The organism is Streptomyces sp. SID13666 (genome assembly GCF_010548325.1).
In the GTDB taxonomy this organism is placed as follows: Bacteria; Actinomycetota; Actinomycetes; order Streptomycetales; family Streptomycetaceae; genus Actinacidiphila; species Actinacidiphila fildesensis.
This window is the reverse complement of record NZ_JAAGLX010000013.1, coordinates 86,125-104,492: the sequence shown is the minus strand read 5'-3', so window position 1 is coordinate 104,492 and position 18,368 is coordinate 86,125. Positions and strand designations below refer to the sequence as shown.

The following is an 18,368-nucleotide window of genomic DNA, read 5'->3' as shown; positions in this document are numbered from 1 at the left end:
GTGGCGCTGTCGGAGGTGCGGTCTATCGTGACGTCATGAGCGCTTTGAGCCATGACCGCTATTGCTCCGAGATCGTCGCGCAGACCGGCTTGTTGTACGCCTCCATCGAGGGTGCGGACCTCACGGTCCCGGTGCCCTCCTGCCCCGGGTGGAACGCCGGCCAGCTGCTGCGGCATCTCGGCGGCGGCCAGCGCTGGGCCGAGGAAGTGGTCCGGAAGCGGGTCCTGGAGCCGATCCCGGACGATCACTTCCGTGATCTGTCCGCGTACACCCACGAGGATCCCGCGGTGCTCGGACCGTGGCTCGTCGAGGGCGCCGCGCAGCTGGCGGAAACGCTGCGCGGCGCCGGGCCGGACACGAAGGTGTGGACCCCGGTCACCGGGGGCACCACCGCGTTCTACGCGCGCCGGTTCCTGCACGAGACGGTCATCCACCGGGCCGACGCGACCCTGGCGATCGGCAAGAAGTTCACCGCCGAGCAGGAGGTCGCCCTCGACGGCATCGACGAGTGGATGGAGCTCGGCGCTCTGCCGATGCACTTCGAGGTCCACCCCTGGATGCGCGAACTCCTCGGCCCCGGCCGCACCCTGCACTTCCACGCCACGGACACCCCGCCGCAGGCGGCGGCGGAGTGGCTGATCGATCTCACCGGCGACGCCATCGTCTGGCGCCGGGCCCACGAAAAGGCCGCCGTCGCCGTACGCGGCCCGCTGTCCGACCTCCTACTGATCATCTACAAACGCCTTCCGGTCCGCACCGAGAGCATCGAGATCATCGGCGATGTGGAACTGCTCGACTTCTGGCTGGAACGCATCGGCTTCGGGTGACGCGCCCTCCCGGATTTCGACGCGGTATCGGCCCGTCGACCGCGACCCGGCCGAGCCCGTCCCGGCGCTGTCCGGCGGGTTCTCGCCGAAGGGCATAGGTTCCGGCAACTTCCTCCCCCCGCCGGTCAGGCCGACCCGGCGCTCGCCGAGGAACTACGCACCCTGGTCGCCCGTGCCACGCCGGCCCGTCCGCCGACGTGGCTGACGGATCCCGTGGTGGCGTGCCGCGTGGGCCAAGCATCCCTCCCGGCCGGCGCGGACGGCGGCCCTGGCCCAACCTCGTGTCCTGTTGCGCCCCGGAGTCGTGGAAGCCCTGGCGGGCGGGTTGGCCGTGCAGGTGGCGTGGGGTCATGTGGCACTGGCCACCACCGAGTCGGGCCTGTCCCATGCGGGCAACAGCTGGTCCACCGCACTGCAGGTCGGGTGGAGTGCGGCGGTGGCGGCGCTCCTGGCGGTCTCGGGCCGGCGGTACGCCGATTTCCGGCGAGCCGGCGGGAACGTCCGGGGCCTGCCGGCACTTGTCGGGCTCGCTCTCGGCCTGGGACTCGTGGCGGGCCGGTTCCTGGACCTCGGCACCGGCGTCAGCAGCCGGTCACTGCCGTTGACCTGGATCGGAGCGATCGACCCGCTGTTGCTGCTCGGCTTCTCGGTGGGGCTCGCCACCTGGGCGGCCTACCTGGCCGGCGCCGGGCTCGGGATCCCGGTCGGAGCAGGCCGCAGTCAGGTCCGGGAGGGCCCGAACGGCAGGCCGGGCGGTGCCCTCCGTCGTCGCGGTCGCGTGTGTCGCTCTCATGGCGGCCACGCCGGCGGCTTCGCGGGATGTGCTCAAGGTCGGCGAGGTGTCCCGGACCACGCCCGTGCGGGACGGGGCGGCGGAACTGCACATCTGGGTCGTCGGAGGCGGGGACCGGCGGAAGCAGCTGCTGACGATGATGATCGATTCGCTGACCCACTCATGCGGCTGCGGCCCGGGGTCCCCGGTCCGCACCACCCTCCCGATGGGGTCAGGCAGTTCGGGGGCGGGGCTTGAGGACGGCGAAGGGCGCGCCGAACGGGTCGGCGAGCCAGGCGATCCGGCCGACGTCCGGTACGTCCTCGGCGGGTGCGAGGACGGTGCCGCCGTTCTCCTGCACCCGGGTGACGATGTCGTCCGCGTCAGCCGCGTCGAAGTACGGAATCCAGCGCGGCTCCATGCTCCCCTGGGCGGCGACCATTCCGCCGAACGAAGCGTCCTCCTGCTCGCCCTCGGCGGTGGAGAGCACGGTGTAGGTCATTCCGGGCATCTTCATCTCGCTCGACCGCCAGCCGAAGAGCGAACGGTAGAAGGACAGCGCGGCCGACGGGTCAGGAACGTGCAGCTCGACCCAGAGCAGCGTGTTGTGTTCCGACGTCTTCTCCAGGCCTTTGACCGCCCCCGGCTGCCAGACGGCGAACTCGGCGCCGCCCGGGTCGGTGAGGCACGACATCCGTCCCGCGTCCATGACGTCGAAGGGCTCGACCCGCACGGTCCCACCGGCCTGCTCGACCGCCTTGGCGGTGGCGTCCGCGTCCGGGGTCCGGAAGTACACCGTCCAGGCCGGGGCGGCGCCCTCCTCGGTGAGCTGCCCCAGGGCCGCGACCGTCTTGCCGTCCTTCTGGAACAAGCCGTAGCCGCCCGCGTCGGGGCCGGCGGACTCGAAGGTCCAGCCGAAGACCGCCGCGTAGAAGCCGGCCGTCGCCGTGGTGTCGGGGCTGGCGAGGTCGAGCCAGTTGGGTGCGCCGGTGGTGAAGTCGGTCGTGAGCATCGTGACGATCCTGCCTCTCGCGAATGCGGTCGGAGCATGAGCGCGGGGAGATCCACCCCGAGGTGAACGATCCCTAGCGGATCGTAGCGAAACGCCCACCGGAGGACATCGCGAATGGCGGAGCGGCGGCCTCGAAAACGGGGGCCGGCGGCTCCTGTGGGCCTGGAGCCGCCGGCCCGCCGGCCGCGCGGTGCGGGGTCCGCGGTGCGGGGTCCGGGTCCTGGGCGGGTCAGATGCCGTCGGTGAACAAGAGCTTGTTGGGGGAGGTCTTGCTGACCGAGCTCAGGACGCCCTTGGTGGCGGTGTCCGCCAACCAGGCCGTGATGTCCTGCGGAGTCGCGGCCGGGTGGGTGGTCTTGTACAGCAGCGCGGTCCCGGCGACATGCGGAGAGGCCATGGAGGTGCCGTCCAGAGCGACGCTGCCGCCGCCGAGCTTGGCCGACACGATGGCCTGTCCGGGGGCGTAGAGCGACACGCACTTGCCGTAGTTGGAGAAGTCGGTCTCCTGGTCCTGCCGGTTGCTCGCGCCGACGGCCACGACGCTCCCCGCCGACGCCGGGGAGGTGGTGCAGGCGTCGGTCGCTTCGTTCCCCGCCGCGACGACGGGCAGGACGCCCAGGTCAAGGAGGGAGCTGACGGCGCTGTTGACCATGGAGGACACCGGGCCGCCGAGTGAGGCGTTGAGGACCGCCGGCTTGCCGGGGTTCATCGCCGCGTTCGCTCCCGCCCATTCGAGTCCGGCGATGACTTTCAGACTGCTGCTCTTGCCGGCACAGTCGAGGACCCGGACGCTGATCAGCGTCGCCTGGCGTGCGACGCCGTACGTCTTGCCGCCGATGGTGCCCGCGACGTGGGTGCCGTGTCCCTCGCAGTCCGCTCCGTTGCGCCCCTGGGACGGGAACGCGTCGAAGCCGGGGACGGCGCGGCCCTCGAACTCACTGTGGTTGTAATCGATGCCGGAGTCGAGGACATAGGCGTTGGCGCCGGCACCCGTGGCGGTCACGGTGAAGGTGTTGTCCAGCGGCAGGTTCGGCTGGTCGATCCGGTCCAGGCCCCAGGACGCCGAAGGCGCCACCGCGCCGGCGGCCGCGGTCGTCTTCGCCGGGGTGCCGGGCTCCGGCGCGCGGAACTCGGCGTCCTGCTCCACGGCCAGGACGTTCGGGTTCGCCCTGACCTTGGCCAGCTGAGCGGCCGACATCTTGGCGCCGAAGCCCCGGAGCACCCTGCTGAACCTGAACAGGGAGGGCACCCCGGACTTGGTCACCGCATCGGCGACGTTGGCCTTCGGCTTGAGCTGGACGATGTACTGGTCGGCGATGGGGGACGACGCCGGGACGCGGAGCGGCGCGAGAACGGGTGCGCCCGCCCCGGCGGGGCCGGGCTTCGCGGCGGCGGACAGCGGACCTGCGGTCACCAGGGCAGCGGTGACGGCGGTCGCGATGGCGAGCTTGCTTCTGGTTTTCACTGGCGCAGGCAATCATGCGCGAACATTCATATTCCAGGTCATATGCCGCGAGTCGCGTAATTTCTGCGCCAGGGGCACGGGCCCGCTCCTCGATCGCACCGTCAAGGGAACGCAAACCGAATCAGGCCGAATGAGTTCGCCGGTAGCGGGTGCCTTGGGGCAGTCTGCGAGAAGTGCTGTGGAGGATAAGGGTTTCTCCTAATCTGTCCAGTGGGTGTTCGAGCCGTAGTGGCCAGGAAATGGATCTCGCGCTCCGCGGCGTGATCTTGGGGAAAGTCCGGACCTGACTACGGCGCGAGTCCGTCCAAAACTCTGGGGGGAACCAGATCATGTCCAATCAGTCCGGCACCACACGGCCGAGCGCTCCGGAGCCGAGCGATCCGACCCCGGGCAATCCGGCCCCGGGCAATCCGACGCCCGGTATTCCGCGACCGGGCAATCCGCCGCGACCGGTAAATCCACCGGAGGGTGCCCCGCCGAACGCGGCCGCCGGCCGGAGCGACCTCAACACGACGCTGACGAACATCAGAGAACTGCTGACCAACGTCGTCGGCATCGTCACCGTGCTGGCCTCCGCGCTGGCGACCTTCGGAGTCGGCGCCGTCGTCGGCCACAATGTCGCCTCGCCCGAGCCTGGCCCGACCATCACCGTCACGGCGCCGCCGGCCAAGGTGACGACCCCGCCGACCACTCCCGGACCCGATCCGACCACTTCGTCGCCGGAGTCGCCGCCCGCCTCGAGCAACGGAACGGTTCTCGGCAGCTACAGCGTCAATCTCGGTTTTGGCCACTCCATACCCCTTGGCCCCACGAAGCCCACGCAGTCCCAGTTCAGCACGACGGGATTAGGGGATCTGGGCACGGCCGCGCCCGCGGACCATCTGGTGTTCGTGCCCATCAACGGGGACAAGATGCTGAGTCTTCCGGCCGGCAGCACACCCAATTACGAGGCCTGTGCGAGTAACACCGTGTTCGCCAATCAGGCCGACAGCGCTCCGGGAACATCGTTCTGTCTGATCGAGAACGGCAGAATGGCCGGCGTCACGATCTCGTCGGCCCAGCCGGCCTATGTCGTACTGAACGTCACGGTGTGGGCGAACACCGCCTGATCGACGAGCGACCCGGGTGAAATCCGCCGGGTCGTGAATTCCGCGACCGAGCGGTGTTCCCCCGGTTCACCCGGGGGAACACCGGTCCTTCAGCTGGGGAGATGCCACTGCTGGTTGGCGGCGGCGCTGTTGCAGGTCCAGATCTGTAGCCGGGTGCCGTTGGCGGAACTCGGTCCCGAGGCGTCGAGGCAGCGACCGGAACCAGCGTTGACCAGGGTGTTGTTGGTGCTCGGCGTCCACTTCTGAGCGGTGGTCCCGTTGCAGTCGTACAACTGGACCTTGGTGCCGTTCGCGGTACCGGCGGCAGTGACGTCCATGCACTTGCCCAGCGCCTTCACGCTGCCGTCCGCGCCCACCGCCCAGCTCTGCGCGGCGGATCCGTTGCAGTCGTAGAGCTGCACCGCGGCACCGTTCGTGGAACTCGCACCCGCCACATCCACGCACTTACCGCCGTAGCCCGTGATCGCACCCGAGCCGCCGCCGGTGCCCGTCACCGTCAAGCTGTAGGTGGCTGTCTGGGCACCCGACGAGCCGGTGCCGGTAACGGTGATGGGGTACGTGCCCGGTGCGACCGCCGAGGTCGTGGCCACGGTCAGCGTCGAGCCGCCTCCCGAGGTCACCGAGGCCGGGCTGAACGAGACGGTCGCTCCCGACGGGGCACCGCTCGCGGTCAGCGCCACGCTCTGCGCCGTACCGCCGGACGTGACGGCCGTCGTGACCGTGGCGGTGGCCGACGCGCCGGGTGCCACCGTGCCCGAGGCGGGCGTCACGCCGAGCGTGAAGCCGGCACCCGGATTGGACGCACCGCCGCCACCGAGCCACTTGATGCCGTTGAGGAGGAACTGGTTCTGCTGGGCGCTCGCGAAGGTCGACGACAGCGCGGTGTTGGTGTCGTAGTTCATCGCGTTGTGACCGAAGTTCGCGTACAGCATCTTGTACTGGCGGTTGGTCCAGATGATCGGGTAGTAGCCGCTGTTCCAGGTCTGGGCGGGGTCCGTCCCGACCGGGAAGGTGGACGGGTCGAGGGAGGCCAGGATGTCGATGTTCGGGTTCTGGCGCAGATCGTTGTTCCAGCTGTACCACTCGCTGACCGACGAGGCGATGGTGGCCGGCAGCCCTGCCATCGACGGGTGTGCGCGGTCCTCGACCTTCAGCGTCTCGGCCGTCGGGCCCCAGGTGTTGCTCTTGAAGGTGCCGGTGCCCAGGAAGGTGTTGTGGTACCAGGACCAGTTGTTGGAAGTGGAGTCGTTGTAGGCCGAGACGTGGAAGCCCATCCAGCCGCCGCCGTTGTCCATGTACGTCTTGAACGCACTCTGCTGGGCTGCGGTCTGCGGGTGGTTGTCCAGGAACAGGACCACTTGGTACTTGGCCAGGTTCGCGGTGTTGAGCTGGCTCCAGTCACTGGTCGCGGTGTACGTGAAGCCGTTCTCCGCGGCGTGCTGCGGGAACCACTGGTTGGCCTCGTGGACGAAGCTGATGTGCGCGGCGTCGTAGGTGCCGTCGTAGAACGCCAGCACCTTGAAGGTGGGGGCCGCGTGCGCGGTGCCCGAGTCCGGGACGGCGGTGAGGCCGAGCAGGAGCATGCAGAGCGCGAGCAGCCGTATCAGTACGCGTTGCACGGGGAGTGCCGTGCGGGTTCGCAACATGGGACGGGGTTCCTCCTGAGCACGGCGGAGTGACAGTGGGGGGATCGTGCGGAGAGACCGAGGTGCGGGCGTCGGCAGCGAACAGGTCGGACGGCCTACCGACGCTCTCCTGACGGAGCATCAGTAGAAGACTCCACTTTGTTCACGACTTAATCCAGGTGGTGATTTAACCGAGGGGACACGACCCCGTCAAGACCTCGCACAGGCCCCGCAGTTGCCGCTCGCCGGCGATTGCCGGCGGCTCACGCAACCCATGGGGGCGCTGTACTGCACTGATGGCCCAGGAAAGGCGGGAAGGGGGCGCCATGGTCTTGACAGCGCCGTGGTCTAGTCCAAGCATGGTCGTGGTCGTACAGCGTTTCAGGACACTGTCCCGACCCGCTCGGGCCGCACCTCGACCGGCCGTACATCAACCGTGGGACTCTGCCTGGGGCTTGTCGTGTACCGACTGTTCCGACGCTGCGGGGCGCCGGAAGCGGTACCTTGCCTCAGCTGAACCCTCGCACCCGCGTGCCCGCACGGGCCGGTATGTGTAGCCCAGGTGTCGCCATGTCCCGTCCGTCATGCCCTGTCATGTTCTGTCGTACGACGAGGACGTGAGTGCTTACCCCCCGTCGTCTCTGTGCCCGGAACCCGCAGCCCCCCATCCGTGAAGCGAGGAGCACGACTGCCTTCCGGCTTTCCACCGTCCCCCACTGAGGAGCCCGTCATGTCGGCGTCACCCCCCACCCGACGCATCAGCCCCCGCCCCCTCGCACTGTTCGCCGCCGCCGTGCTCCTGCTCTGCGGCTGGCTCCAGCAGGCGCTGTCCCCCCAAGCCTCCGGAGCCGAGAACACCTCTCCCGCGGCGGCCGCCGCCACGTTCACCGATGACTTCAACGGTGCCGCGGGAAGCGCGGTCGACAGCTCCAAATGGGGCTACGAGACCGGCGACAACGTCAACAACCACGAGCGGGAGTACTACACGAGCGGCAACCACAACGCTGCCCTCGACGGCCAGGGCAATCTCGTCATCACCGCCCGCAAGGAGAACCCGGCCAACTACCAGTGCTGGTACGGCACCTGTCAGTACACCTCCGCCCGGCTCTCCACGCCCACCAAGTTCACCCAGGCGTACGGCCACTTCGAGACCCGCATGAAACTCCCGCGCGGCCAGGGCATGTGGCCCGCGTTCTGGATGCTCGGCAACGACATCGGCACGGCCGGCTGGCCCGGCAGTGGTGAGATCGACATCATGGAGAACGTCGGCTTCGAGCCCGGTTCCGTACACGGCACCATCCACGGCCCCGGCTACTCCGGAGCCGGCGGCATCGGTGCCGGTTACACGCTCCCCGGCGGCCAGAGCTTCTCCGACGCCTTCCACACCTTCGCCGTCGACTGGGCGCCGAACTCCATCAAGTGGTCCGTCGACGGCAACGTCTACGAGACGGCCACCCCCGCCGACCTCAACGGCAACCGCTGGGTGTTCGACCACCCCTTCTACCTGCTCCTCAACCTCGCGGTGGGCGGTGACTGGCCCGGCGACCCCAACTCCGGCACCACGTTCCCGCAGCAGCTCGTCGTGGACTACGTGCACGTCACCACCAGCGACACCGGGGGCGGCGGCGCCGGCCACCCGCTCACCGGAATCGGCAACAAGTGCGTCGACGTAGCGGCGTCGAACAGCGCCAACGGCACGCCCGTACAGCTCTACGACTGCAACGGAACGGGCGCGCAGGCCTGGACCTCCTCGTCCGACGGCACCCTGCGAGCGCTCGGCAAGTGCATGGACGTCACCGCAGCGGGCACCGCTGACGGCACCAAGATCCAGCTCTACGACTGCAACGGCACCGCAGCGCAGAAGTGGACCGCGGGCGCCGGAAGCACCCTCGTCAACACCGGATCGGGCCGCTGCCTGGACGCCACCGGCGCCAGTTCCGCCAACGGCACCCGGCTCCAGATCTGGGCCTGCAACAGCTCCGCCGCCAACCAGCAGTGGCACCTCGCCACCTGACCGACACGTCGGAACGTCAGGTGCCCGGCCGGCCCTTGAGCCGGCCGGGCACATCTCGGAGCGCTACGGTCGTTCGCTCGGGACCGGCTGAATCGCGGACCACCGGGCGAGCATCCGCTGACGCATGTCCGTGCTGAGGCTGCTCACGCCCTGGAGCGAGGCATGGTCGGCGGCCATCCTGCCGACGACTCCGAGTCGGTGGACGAGCCGCTGCCGAGCGGTTGCCGTACCCCACTTCCAGTCCCGCCTCGGGACACGCGCCAGGTGGTCGGTGCCGTCGCGGTGTGCCCGCTGGACCAGCGCGTCGCCGCGGATCAGCCAGCCGGCGCACGCATCGGTGAGGTCGCCCTGGATCTCCGATCCGGTCGCCGCGCGCCACGCGGTTCGGTAGGCGTTCTCGGCCCGCTCCAGCAGTGGTTCGTTCGCCGAGGTGACGCACCAGCAGGTGGGAAATCCGATGCGCAGATAGGCGAGCTCCATGACGCCGCTGCCCAGCGAGGCCTGCTCGAAGTCGATGAACCTGACTCCCGCCGTGGTGTGCAGGTCGTTGCCAGGGCACGGATCCCCGTGCAGAAGCGCATGCCCGGGTGCTCGGTCGAGCCGGTCGATGAGGGCTTCGAGTTCTTCGGACACCCCGGGCGGCACGGGAGCCTCCAGCACCGCGGCCAACCGGAGGAACGCGTCGACGTCGTCCTGACCCGGACCCTGCCAGCGGGGGAGCACGCCGACATCCTGCGGACCGGTGGTGGTGTGCAGCTGGGCCAGCGCGGCGGCGTAGTCGACGATCCAGTCGCCGGCGGGTTGTTGGTGCTCCCAGTGCTCCAGCACCACCACACGCTCGCCGGGATCGGTGGCCAGCAGCGCGGGCACCACGGGTGATGCGGCCTGGCCGGCCAGCCGCAGAGCGGTCACCTCACGTGTGTACCGCTCGGCGGCGTCGGGCCCCTCCACGAACTGCTTCACCACGGCCGACGCTCCGGGCAGCTCAACGCGCCACACACGTGAGCGGGGGCTGCTGCCCAGTCTGCGTGAGCGACCGGGCGATCCCAGTTCACTCCTCAACTCGTCCCCGAACGGCAGCCGCGATCCCATGGGCCCATCCTTCCATGCGGCTCCGCGCCGGCCGGCTGCCCCTGGACCCTGGCGCTCCACTCTGCTGCGAGCGGGCTGGGCCGTCATGGTGGGGGGCGGACAGGCCCGGCTGTTGATCATCGCACTGATGTTCCGAGCATGCGCGTCCAACGAGATCGTGATCTGTGACGGGAGTGATCTTGAGCGAGTGGATGGCCCATTGCGGGCTTCAGTTCGAGCTGCGATTGTTCACGTTCAGTGCTACGGATTTGGTTTAGAGTCCCATCATGCAACTTCCTGCCTTCGTTGACCTCCGGCCAATCGGCAGGTGCAACTTGACTTGTCCCTTCTGTTTCGGGCCCAGGCATGAGGTTCCCTCCATGTCTCGAAGGGACGCCCTGCGGGTTGCCGAAGTATTACGAGATGCCTGCGTGCAGGGAGTGGTGGTTTCTGGGGGCGAGCCCACGCTTCTGCCTTATCTGGCGGACCTTGTCGGCGCGTTGCATCGATCCTCTCCCTCGGGAGACCCGGGGCCGCGAGTCGTCCTCAGTACCAATGGGCTGGCGCCTCTGCGAACGATGGAGCGCATCCTCCCCAGCCTCTCCTGGATCGCCCTGCCCCTGGAATCCGCGGACCCCATCGAACACGCGGCCTTGCGGACAGGCGTCGCACCGCATCGTGAGAAGGTACTCGCGCTGCTCGCGGAAGTGCGAAAGAACCACAAGCCGGTTCAGGTCAAATTGGGGACGGTTGTCACGCATCTCAACCTTTCTGGGGCTTCAAGGGTTCTCGACCTGATTGAGGAGGACTCCTGGCTTCCCGATGTGTGGAAGGTCTACCAGATGTCCGAGACCAACTACGGTGCGGACAATCGGGACTGGCTCGCGGTCAGCCAGGAGGACTTCGACGAAGTGGTCAGGAAGTGCGAGAAGGCCGCTGCCGAGCGTGGAGTCACTCTGCGTGTCTATCGGAACTCCACCCGCACGGGCAGCTACTTCTTCATCGACCCGGACTGCGAGATGGTGGTGGTCGACGAGGCCGGCGAGCGGCGTATCGGAAACTTGTTCGACGAGCTGGCGAAGTGCTCGGAGGGGATGAAGGGCGCATTTCCCTCAGGGGAGCTGATTTCTCTGACGAGAAACATGGACAACTTCGTGAACACCTACCCTGATGCGTGAGGGACGGGGATGGCGGAGCACGTACGGGTAGGCGTCCAGGCGATCGTGCGGGTCGGGGATCGTGTACTCCTCGGACTGCGTGCCAATGCCTTCGGTGCCGGCACGTGGGGACTGCCCGGCGGTCATCTCGAACTGGGTGAGACCTTGATCGAGGCCGCCCGCCGGGAGTTGGAGGAGGAGACCGGTGTCCGCGCCATCGGCGCGCGGGTCGTCTGCGTGACGGATCCTGATCCGGCTGCGAATCACCATATGCAGGTCGGAGTAGAGGTGCTGGCGTTTGAAGGCGACATCCGGGTATGCGAGCCGGAGCGCTGTGTGAGGTGGGAGTTCTGGCCGCTGGATGCGTTGCCGGAGGCGCTCTTCGTCGGTTCGGTCGGCGTTGTCCGAAGTTTCAGCGCGGGCGCTCTGCACCTTCCTTGACGGCTCTTCCCGGCTTGTCGTCACTCAGCGCGGACACCACATCGCGAAGAATCTGCTTGTGCTGTTCCTCGTGGGCGCCGAACTGCCCCCAGGTGCTGGCCAATTCCCACTGGGTATTGAATGCGGCCACGCTGTCGTCGTAATATCTGCTGCTCTGGCTGAACCGGATCTCGAAGGCACTCAGTCCTCGACGGGTCCGGAAGTCAGGGTTGGCCGTCAGATAGGGTTCAAAGAATCCCATGTCCGTGGTGAGGAGCGTGGACCCGGAGATGTCCATCGGGGTCAGCCGCAACTCGATGAGGTCTCCGTACTGTTCCTGAAGCCTCAAGTAGGACTGGATCACCGGGAGGAACGTTTCCAGGTAGTACTGGCTGTCCTCGACGAGGTCCACGATGTTCTGAACGTTGGCCTTCTCCGTCGTCGCGTCCCGCTTGCTGAAGACGGCCAGGCTGTTCCATGGGCTGCTGAGCACGACATGGAAGTGGATATGTCGTTCGAGAGCGCGAATGATCGCTGGGTAGAACAGATCCACGTGGCTGAGAAAATATGAGGCACCGGCATGCGCGATCAGCCGGATGATGGATCGCTCCCTCGTGAGCGCCGCCTTCTTCGCTTCGTTGCGCTCGGTGTTCTGCTGAGGTCGGTACACCTGATCGATCAGGTAGGGAAGTTCCTGGGCGGGTGTCACGGCGGCACGCAATTCAGCGAGTTTTCGGCGCACTTCGCGTGTCTGGGGATGATCCCTGCCGAGTGTCGCCGAGGCGTTGTCCGCGACTGTCTCCAGCATGGCCACGGCGCGTTTCCTGCGAGCGTCGAACGTCGGGCCTTGCTCCGCTGCAGTGAACTCTGCTTCCGCCAGGGACGCCTGCGTGACGATGGTCTGCCGATGGTCGGAACCGAGAATCGCCGAGGCGTTCAGGGAGATGGTCTCCAGATCACCCAGGGTCTGTTCGCTGACGTCGGTGTCGTCGGATGCTGCGGCCACCTCGAACTTCGCGGCGGTCAGGGCCGCCAGCGCCGCGATGGCTCTCGGATGTTCACTTCCCTTGACGCGAATGAACTGCTCGGCCGAGGTGCTGAAGTCGTCCAGTGCTCGCCCGATGGCCGGCTGGTCCTGCTGGATCCTGGCTATCTCGAGCAACACCCAGTCGGTGGTCAGCCGGGCTTCCGGATTGTCGACGCTCCAGTACTTCCCCATGGCCCGCACCGACTGTTCGGCCCATATTCGGGCGTCCTCCAGGTCGTCCGCCCGCAGACTCACGGCACTGAGGTTGGAGAGGATCCGGGCGAGCTCAGGGGCGGCGCTGCGGCGTGCCCTGTTGAGGGCGCAGCTCAGGACGAGCCGGGATCGCTCCAGATCACCGTGTTCCGCCAGCAACATGCCGAGGTCGTTCCAGACGGCGGCGGGATAGATCTCCTGGTCGGCCTCCGATATCTCCATATGGCGCAAGGTCAGATCGGCTATGGTCAGCGATCCCTGCTTCAGGCCGATGGCCGACAGGAGCTTCGCGAAATGGGCGAGTCGCTGAGCGATCGCCTGGTGAGGTTCCCCCACCAGGTCGCGGTGGCGGAGACACGCCACGAACCGTACGAGGAGGTCATCTCCCGTCGGACGGGATTCGCCGGCTTCCAGGAGGTAGCCCTCCGCCAGTTCTATGGCGTCGTTCAGGGTCTCGAGTGCGTTCACGTTTCCTTCCGGAGCCCCGGCGCCCATGGGTGATCGTTCTGTCATGACAGCCGTCCCCTCCACAACGGGTATATGTTGCCGCCCAGATCGGATTTTTCGAGGGCCTCCGCTATGGCCTTTCTGGAAGAGGAGTCGTCTTCCAGATCGCTTTCTTCCGCTACGGCGTAAGGCTTGACGAGCGGGGAAGTCTGGATCCCTGTTGTGCCGTTCGCTGCCGAGCCGGCGCCGGTGCCCGGCCATACGCCCGTCGGGACGACCAGTCTGATACCTGCCAGGCTGCGGACAGCTTCCTCTATCGTCACGGCGAATGCCGAGTCGGACGGCGCCGTGCAGTACGGCGGCCTCTTGACGAGGAGGCCCAGTACGGTGGATGCGCGATGAGGGGCTTCTCGTTCGATCGGACTGCCGGAGAACTGGCGGTGGTCGTCGCACGGGCCGTCGCACTGCAGGCGGAGGGCGTTGACGACCCTGTGCTTCGTACTGCCGTAACGCAGGGAGACATCGACGACACTTCCGGACAGAAAATCGTCGGAGTCCGATAATCGATGAACGGCCTTCCAGGGGTCGCCGTGCTTCACACGATCGAAGAATGCTTCGGGAAGCGGTGGCGGCTGCTGGAATCCAAGCCTCAGTAACGCCAGGTCGGACAGTATGTCGTAATCCTTCAGCAGCCCCGTCGCGAACGTGCCGTCCGGTAGGCGAACCTTCAACAGCTCACTGTCGGAAGGGCGATCCCGAAGGCAGTGCTCGGCGGTGACAGCGAAGTTCCGTGTCAGTCTTACCCCGAATCCCAGGAGGCGATCGTCACGGAATATCTCTATGAAGTTCTCATTGTGCGTCACGCGTCGGGCCCCCCGTTCGGTTCCGGAATCGAACCCCCTTGCGCTTTCCGTGCCCATCGGCACGCGCCTCCGCGCGCAGCAGTTCCACGAAGCGCCGGTCCGCCTCCTCCGCCTTCCTGACCCCCTCCGTGACGATCACCCATAAGGGATCACGGTCGGAGCGCCGGGGGTTGGTCTCCTCCTGGGTCTTCCATATACCCCAGGCATTGATCCACTCACGCATGGCCTCGAAGGTCTTTTCATGCGCCGCTAGGAGCTGATCGGAACCATAGATCTCGAGCTTGGCCAGTACGGGGGTGATGTCCGCCCGGTCGGTCTGGGGATTCCGGCGTTCGGGGAGGATTCCCGTCCGGACCATCTCCCCGCGGTCGTGGGCAATACGGTGGATCAGGATCAGGGATTCGTCGTAGACCGCCATCCGCCGATCCCAGACGCGATGTTCGCGCTCACGCCTGGTCGTGGAGCGCTGCGCGATCCCCACGCTGAGGAGCGAGGCGAGGGCGCCCAGCGCTGTTCCGATAAGTACGGCCTCAGGGGGAGTCAGTCTCACGCCGCCATCGTGGCGCCCAGCCCGGGTGTACGGGTCCGTAATCAGCGAAGTGCGGTTCGGGACAGGGCTCCGTGAGCGATTTTCAGCCTGTCGGCAGAGACGGGGGATGTCCCGTGCCGTGGGACGGGGGCAGCCCGGCGGTGCGGCGCAGCCAGTCGTCGAGAGCGAGGAAATCCCGGTCGGTCAAGCCCCAGCGGGGGTCGACCCGGTGGAGGAGGGCTTGTCCCTGATGCTGTGCGGAGACCCAGGTGCGGTCGGCGTCGGTGATCTCATCGTCGACCCAGACGAAGGCGCGACCTGCGGCCCATTCGACGAGGGCGCGGGTCTTCCAGTGCAGTCCGGCCCGCTCATCCAGAGCATCCGGATCATACGGCTGGTTCGGGTTGTTCCGTTCGTCCTGGTCCTCGTCCTCGTCGGAGGGCTCGGGCCAGTTCACGACCGGCAGATCCGGCAGGCCGAGCAGCGGGGCGATGCACTCGTTCGCGTCGGCCATCCATGTCGTGGCCCAGACCAGATCGCACGGCAGTGCGGCCAGTCGGGGGCCGTACTCGGGATTGATCCTGGCCAACAGCGGATGCGATCCGGCTCCCTGCGGGCCGGTACTCGTCCGATACGTCGGATAGCCGTTCGGATGCTGTTGCGGTGTCGCCCCGAACGGGATGAGCGGACCGTCGACGTCGAGGAAGAGCAGCGGGCACTGGACGGATCCGTTCACGGTTGCACGATAGTGGTCCCTTGGCCGGGGACTGTCGCTCGACGCGAGCCACCGACTGGTGTGTCAGCGGCGGCTACTACGGTGGTGGGCAACGAACGGCACGAGCGAACACCCGGGCGGCCAGCGGGGGCACACATGACGGACCGGCCCGGAGGACCTGGACCGGCCTGCGGTCGAGGCCGTTGCCGCCGAGATCCGCCGCCGCGGTGGCACCCGACTCACGACCAGCCGGCACCCGGGCGAGGACGGCCCCGAGCGCTTCTACCTGGGGCTCGGTGTCCGGCCGACGGGTGAGATGAGCGGAGACCAGACGGTCGGGGAATGGGACCTGAGCCGGCACTGATCCGATCCTGTGCGACGCCGGGGCTGCCGCGTCGGATGCGCTCAGATCAGCAGGAACCCCGCGATGACCGACGCCGCGTTCGCCGTCACGGATGCCGCGTACGGGACCGGGCCGTTCAGCCGGAGCATACGGCGGAGGAGCAGCGCCTCCACCATGCATACGGTGGCCTCGGCCACGGCGAAGTATCCCCAGTAGTCGGCGGCCGGGACCTGGGCGAGGAACCACCAGAGGGGCGGGTGCGTCACACAGTTGACCATCAGGGCGGCGGCACCGGCGCGCGCCGGCCGGACGCGGGCCGATACGGTGAGCGCCGCGATGTAGACAGGGACCTCGACGAGCAGCGTCAGGGCGAGGGCGAACAGGTACGGCACGGCGGGATCGTGTCACGGGGAGGGGACGGATGGCGAGCGCGCAGGCGGCGGGCCTGCCCGCCGTGCGGGGGCTGGGTGCCGCGCCGGTGGTGGGGTTCCTGTGCGCGGCGGCCGTCGCCCTCGTGGCGGCGTTGCGACTGCCGGCCGGGACAGCGGTCATCGGGCTGGCGACGTTCGGAATCCTGCACAACGTGCTGGAACTGCGGTACGTGGCCGGCCGCTTCGAAGGGGTGCTGCGCGGGCCGTTCCTGCGGCTGATGGGCCTGCTGATCACGGGGATCGTCGTGTGCCGCCTGCTGCCGCCGTCGACGGCGACGCGCACCGGCGAGATCCTGCTGGCCTACGGGCTGCTGGGCACCGCGTGTGCGCACGCGCTGCGCTCCCGGCTGCCGCTCCTGGTGGCCTCGGTCGCCGTGCTCGCGGCGGCGGCCGGCACCTCACTGGCCTTCCCTGCCTACCACTTCGTGGTGCTGACGCATCTGCACAACGTCGTCCCGCTGCTCTTCCTGTGGGAGTGGTCGCGCCGGTTGCCGCAAGGGCGGGCCACCTTCCGTGCGGTGCAGTGCGGATGGGTCCTGGTGGTGCCCGCACTGCTGATGGCCGGGGCGTTCGACCACTGGCTGGCCGCCGGTACGGCCTGGACCGACCGGTTGTCCGCCGCGTACACACCGCCGGCGTGGCTGGACTCGACGGTGAGTCTGCGCTTCGTCGCGGTGTTCGCCTTCCTGCAGACCATGCACTACGTGGTCTGGGTCTGGTTCCTGCCGCGCTATGCGCCCGATGCGACGCGGTCGTTCGAGCGACGGGTGCCGGTACTGCGCGGCTGGCGGGCCTGGGCGCTGGGCCTGGGCGTGGCCGCGGCTCTCGCGTCGCTGTTCGCGACGGACTACGCGCAGGGCAAGGCGCTGTATGCGGCGATCGCGAGCTACCACGCCTATCTGGAGTTTCCGGTCCTGTTGATGCTCATTCTGGGACTGGGGCCGGTCCCGGCTCCGGTCGCCGGGCTCGTCGAAGGGAAGAACACACGTGTCTCTACTGGCTGATGTCGCTCCTGATCCGCCCTCCTCGGGCGGGCATGTCGTCCTCACCGTGGTGGGGGTTGTGCTGCTGGTCGGTGTCCTCGTGCTGGTCATGGTCGCGCTGTCCCGCCGCAAGTGAGCGGTGCCGGGGGCGCGCGTCAGCGACGGATCAGGCGGACGTGGGTGACCGCTGCCGAGCTGACCTGCTCGGCCACCTGGTAGCCGTCGATCGCGTCGCCCCAGTTGTCGAACAGGCGCACGCCCTTCCCGGCGAGCATGGGCGTGACGACCAGGTGCAGTTCGTCGAGCAGCCCGGCACGCACGTACTGCTGGATGGTGCCGGGGCCACCGCCGAGGCGCACGTCCTGGCCCGCCGCGGCTTCGAAGGCCCGCCGCAGCACCGTCTCGGCGGGCTCGTCGGTGAAGTGGAAGGTCGTTCCACCCTTCATCGCCAACGACGGCCGCAGGTGATGGGTGCGGACGAACACGTCGTGGTGGAAGGGCGGGTTGTCGCCCCACCAACCGGTCCATGACTCGTCCTGCCACGCTCCCCGCACGGGCCCGAACATGTTGCGGCCCATGATGGTGGCGCCGATGTTCTCGTCGCCCCGCTCGACGTAGTCGGCGTCGATCCCCGCTGTGCCCTCGTCGTGGGCGCGCAGCGCGGCGAACATCCACTCGTGCAAACCGTCGACGCCGTCCCCGAAGGGTGCGTCCAGGCGCTGGCCCGTGCCGGTGGCGTAGCCGTCCAGGGTGATCGTGATGTTGTGTGCGCGCAGCTTGGGCATGGCGTTCTCCTTGGTCCGTCTCTCGTTGTTTTTCGCTCTCACCTATGCGTCGAACGAGATACGGCCGAATCGACAGCTCCTCCGAGAATTCTCCCTCAGGCGAGATCGATATGGACGCTGGTGGACTTCACGCGGGCAGTCGCCTGCATGCCGACCTGCAGTTGCAGTTCCTCGACGGCCTCTCGGGTGAGCAGTGAGACCAGCCGGTGCGGGCCGGCCTGGATCTCGACCTGGGCGGCGACGTCGCCCAGCTTGACCGCGGTGACGATGCCGGGGAAGGCGTTGCGCGCGGATGTGTACGCCTCGCCGTTCTCCGCGGCGGCCTCCTGCGCGACTTCGACGCAGAAGGCGGCAAGGTCCGGGCCGTCGACGAACCGGCGGGTGTTCTCGCGACGGGTGGGAAAACGGCCGGCATCCGCCCAGCGCCGCGCCGTGTCGACGCTCACGCCGAGCAGGTTCGCCGCCTGACCAATGGTGTAGGACTCCATGAGCCGAAGACTAAGCCCAACTCCGCGCGTCCCCGTCGGCGGCAGCGCTGGTGGACACGGTTTTGGAACCCC

General features: G+C 67.9%; 18 protein-coding genes and 1 pseudogene. 8 read left to right on the top strand and 11 right to left on the bottom strand.

From position 1 onward, the window contains the following. Positions 1-35: 35 nt before the first annotated feature. Complete coding sequence (locus tag G3I60_RS19020) at positions 36-827, top strand: maleylpyruvate isomerase family mycothiol-dependent enzyme (protein WP_164294133.1); 792 nt, start codon at positions 36-38, stop codon at positions 825-827. 1,004 nt (positions 828-1,831) lie between these two features. Here G3I60_RS19020 and G3I60_RS19015 read toward each other — a convergent pair. Continuing rightward, complete coding sequence (locus tag G3I60_RS19015) at positions 1,832-2,611, bottom strand: VOC family protein (RefSeq protein WP_138356657.1); 780 nt, start codon at positions 2,609-2,611, stop codon at positions 1,832-1,834. A 229-nt stretch (positions 2,612-2,840) separates the two neighbouring features. After that, positions 2,841-4,076: a S8 family peptidase gene (locus G3I60_RS19010; protein ID WP_269285430.1), complete on the bottom strand. Its 1,236-nt coding sequence runs from the start codon at positions 4,074-4,076 to the stop codon at positions 2,841-2,843. A 329-nt stretch (positions 4,077-4,405) separates the two neighbouring features. Between G3I60_RS19010 and G3I60_RS19005 the strand changes: the two genes are divergently transcribed. Further along, positions 4,406-5,185: a hypothetical protein gene (locus tag G3I60_RS19005; protein WP_164294131.1), complete on the top strand. Its 780-nt coding sequence runs from the start codon at positions 4,406-4,408 to the stop codon at positions 5,183-5,185. 89 nt (positions 5,186-5,274) lie between these two features. Here G3I60_RS19005 and G3I60_RS19000 read toward each other — a convergent pair whose 3' ends face one another. Then, positions 5,275-6,831, bottom strand: coding sequence for a ThuA domain-containing protein (locus G3I60_RS19000; RefSeq protein WP_164294130.1), 1,557 nt, complete (start codon positions 6,829-6,831; stop codon positions 5,275-5,277). A gap of 709 nt (positions 6,832-7,540) precedes the next feature. Between G3I60_RS19000 and G3I60_RS18995 the strand changes: the two genes are divergently transcribed. Further along, on the top strand, positions 7,541-8,824 hold the full coding sequence (locus G3I60_RS18995; protein WP_164607525.1) for a glycoside hydrolase family 16 protein: 1,284 nt from the start codon (positions 7,541-7,543) through the stop codon (positions 8,822-8,824). Between the two features lie 63 nt (positions 8,825-8,887). Here the strand turns inward: G3I60_RS18995 and G3I60_RS18990 are convergent, their stop codons facing one another. Next, positions 8,888-9,916: a phosphotransferase family protein gene (locus tag G3I60_RS18990; RefSeq protein ID WP_164294128.1), complete on the bottom strand. Its 1,029-nt coding sequence runs from the start codon at positions 9,914-9,916 to the stop codon at positions 8,888-8,890. Between the two features lie 266 nt (positions 9,917-10,182). On the opposite strand from G3I60_RS18990, the gene G3I60_RS18985 reads away from it, so the two are divergent. Continuing rightward, positions 10,183-11,073, top strand: a complete 891-nt coding sequence (locus G3I60_RS18985; RefSeq protein ID WP_138356651.1) for a radical SAM protein — start codon at positions 10,183-10,185, stop codon at positions 11,071-11,073. Positions 11,074-11,082: 9 nt separating this feature from the next. Then, positions 11,083-11,493: an NUDIX domain-containing protein gene (locus tag G3I60_RS18980; protein WP_164294127.1), complete on the top strand. Its 411-nt coding sequence runs from the start codon at positions 11,083-11,085 to the stop codon at positions 11,491-11,493. On the opposite strand, the gene G3I60_RS18975 is transcribed toward G3I60_RS18980, so the two are convergent. From G3I60_RS18975 to G3I60_RS18960, 4 genes are all read right to left on the bottom strand, one after another. Then, the gene (locus G3I60_RS18975; RefSeq protein WP_164294126.1) at positions 11,465-13,180 is read right to left on the bottom strand and encodes a tetratricopeptide repeat protein; all 1,716 of its coding nucleotides are present in this window, start codon (positions 13,178-13,180) and stop codon (positions 11,465-11,467) included. The two genes, G3I60_RS18980 and G3I60_RS18975, sit on opposite strands and share 29 nt — an antisense overlap. A 41-nt stretch (positions 13,181-13,221) precedes the next feature. After that, positions 13,222-14,022 carry a trypsin-like peptidase domain-containing protein gene (locus G3I60_RS18970; RefSeq protein WP_164294125.1) on the bottom strand — a complete coding sequence of 267 codons (801 nt, stop codon included), beginning with the start codon at positions 14,020-14,022 and terminating at the stop codon, positions 13,222-13,224. Then, the gene (locus G3I60_RS18965) at positions 14,009-14,572 is read right to left on the bottom strand and encodes a hypothetical protein (protein WP_164607523.1); all 564 of its coding nucleotides are present in this window, start codon (positions 14,570-14,572) and stop codon (positions 14,009-14,011) included. The genes G3I60_RS18970 and G3I60_RS18965 overlap by 14 nt, the downstream gene beginning before the upstream one ends. Positions 14,573-14,654: 82 nt before the next feature. Then, positions 14,655-15,287 carry an HAD domain-containing protein gene (locus G3I60_RS18960; protein ID WP_164294123.1) on the bottom strand — a complete coding sequence of 211 codons (633 nt, stop codon included), beginning with the start codon at positions 15,285-15,287 and terminating at the stop codon, positions 14,655-14,657. Positions 15,288-15,450: 163 nt separating this feature from the next. On the opposite strand from G3I60_RS18960, the pseudogene G3I60_RS45530 reads away from it, so the two are divergent. Continuing rightward, positions 15,451-15,630, top strand: a pseudogene (locus G3I60_RS45530) (GNAT family N-acetyltransferase); the annotation flags it as partial. A gap of 41 nt (positions 15,631-15,671) precedes the next feature. On the opposite strand, the gene G3I60_RS18955 reads toward G3I60_RS45530, so the two are convergent. Continuing rightward, positions 15,672-16,001 carry a hypothetical protein gene (locus G3I60_RS18955; RefSeq protein ID WP_138356645.1) on the bottom strand — a complete coding sequence of 110 codons (330 nt, stop codon included), beginning with the start codon at positions 15,999-16,001 and terminating at the stop codon, positions 15,672-15,674. 29 nt (positions 16,002-16,030) lie between these two features. Here G3I60_RS18955 and G3I60_RS18950 point away from each other — a divergent pair, with 29 nt between their 5' ends. Together G3I60_RS18950 and G3I60_RS46430 are read left to right on the top strand one after the other, a co-directional pair. After that, complete coding sequence (locus tag G3I60_RS18950; protein ID WP_203673293.1) at positions 16,031-17,044, top strand: hypothetical protein; 1,014 nt, start codon at positions 16,031-16,033, stop codon at positions 17,042-17,044. Then, the gene (locus G3I60_RS46430; RefSeq protein ID WP_269285412.1) at positions 17,028-17,159 is read left to right on the top strand and encodes a hypothetical protein; all 132 of its coding nucleotides are present in this window, start codon (positions 17,028-17,030) and stop codon (positions 17,157-17,159) included. The genes G3I60_RS18950 and G3I60_RS46430 overlap by 17 nt, the downstream gene beginning before the upstream one ends. A gap of 19 nt (positions 17,160-17,178) precedes the next feature. Here the strand turns inward: G3I60_RS46430 and G3I60_RS18945 are convergent, their stop codons facing one another. Both G3I60_RS18945 and G3I60_RS18940 read right to left on the bottom strand, forming a co-directional pair. Beyond that, a complete protein-coding gene (locus G3I60_RS18945; RefSeq protein ID WP_164607521.1) occupies positions 17,179-17,808 on the bottom strand; it encodes a dihydrofolate reductase family protein in 630 nt (209 codons plus the stop codon). Between the two features lie 95 nt (positions 17,809-17,903). Continuing rightward, positions 17,904-18,296: a molybdopterin-binding protein gene (locus G3I60_RS18940; protein WP_164294121.1), complete on the bottom strand. Its 393-nt coding sequence runs from the start codon at positions 18,294-18,296 to the stop codon at positions 17,904-17,906. Positions 18,297-18,368 lie beyond the last annotated feature (72 nt).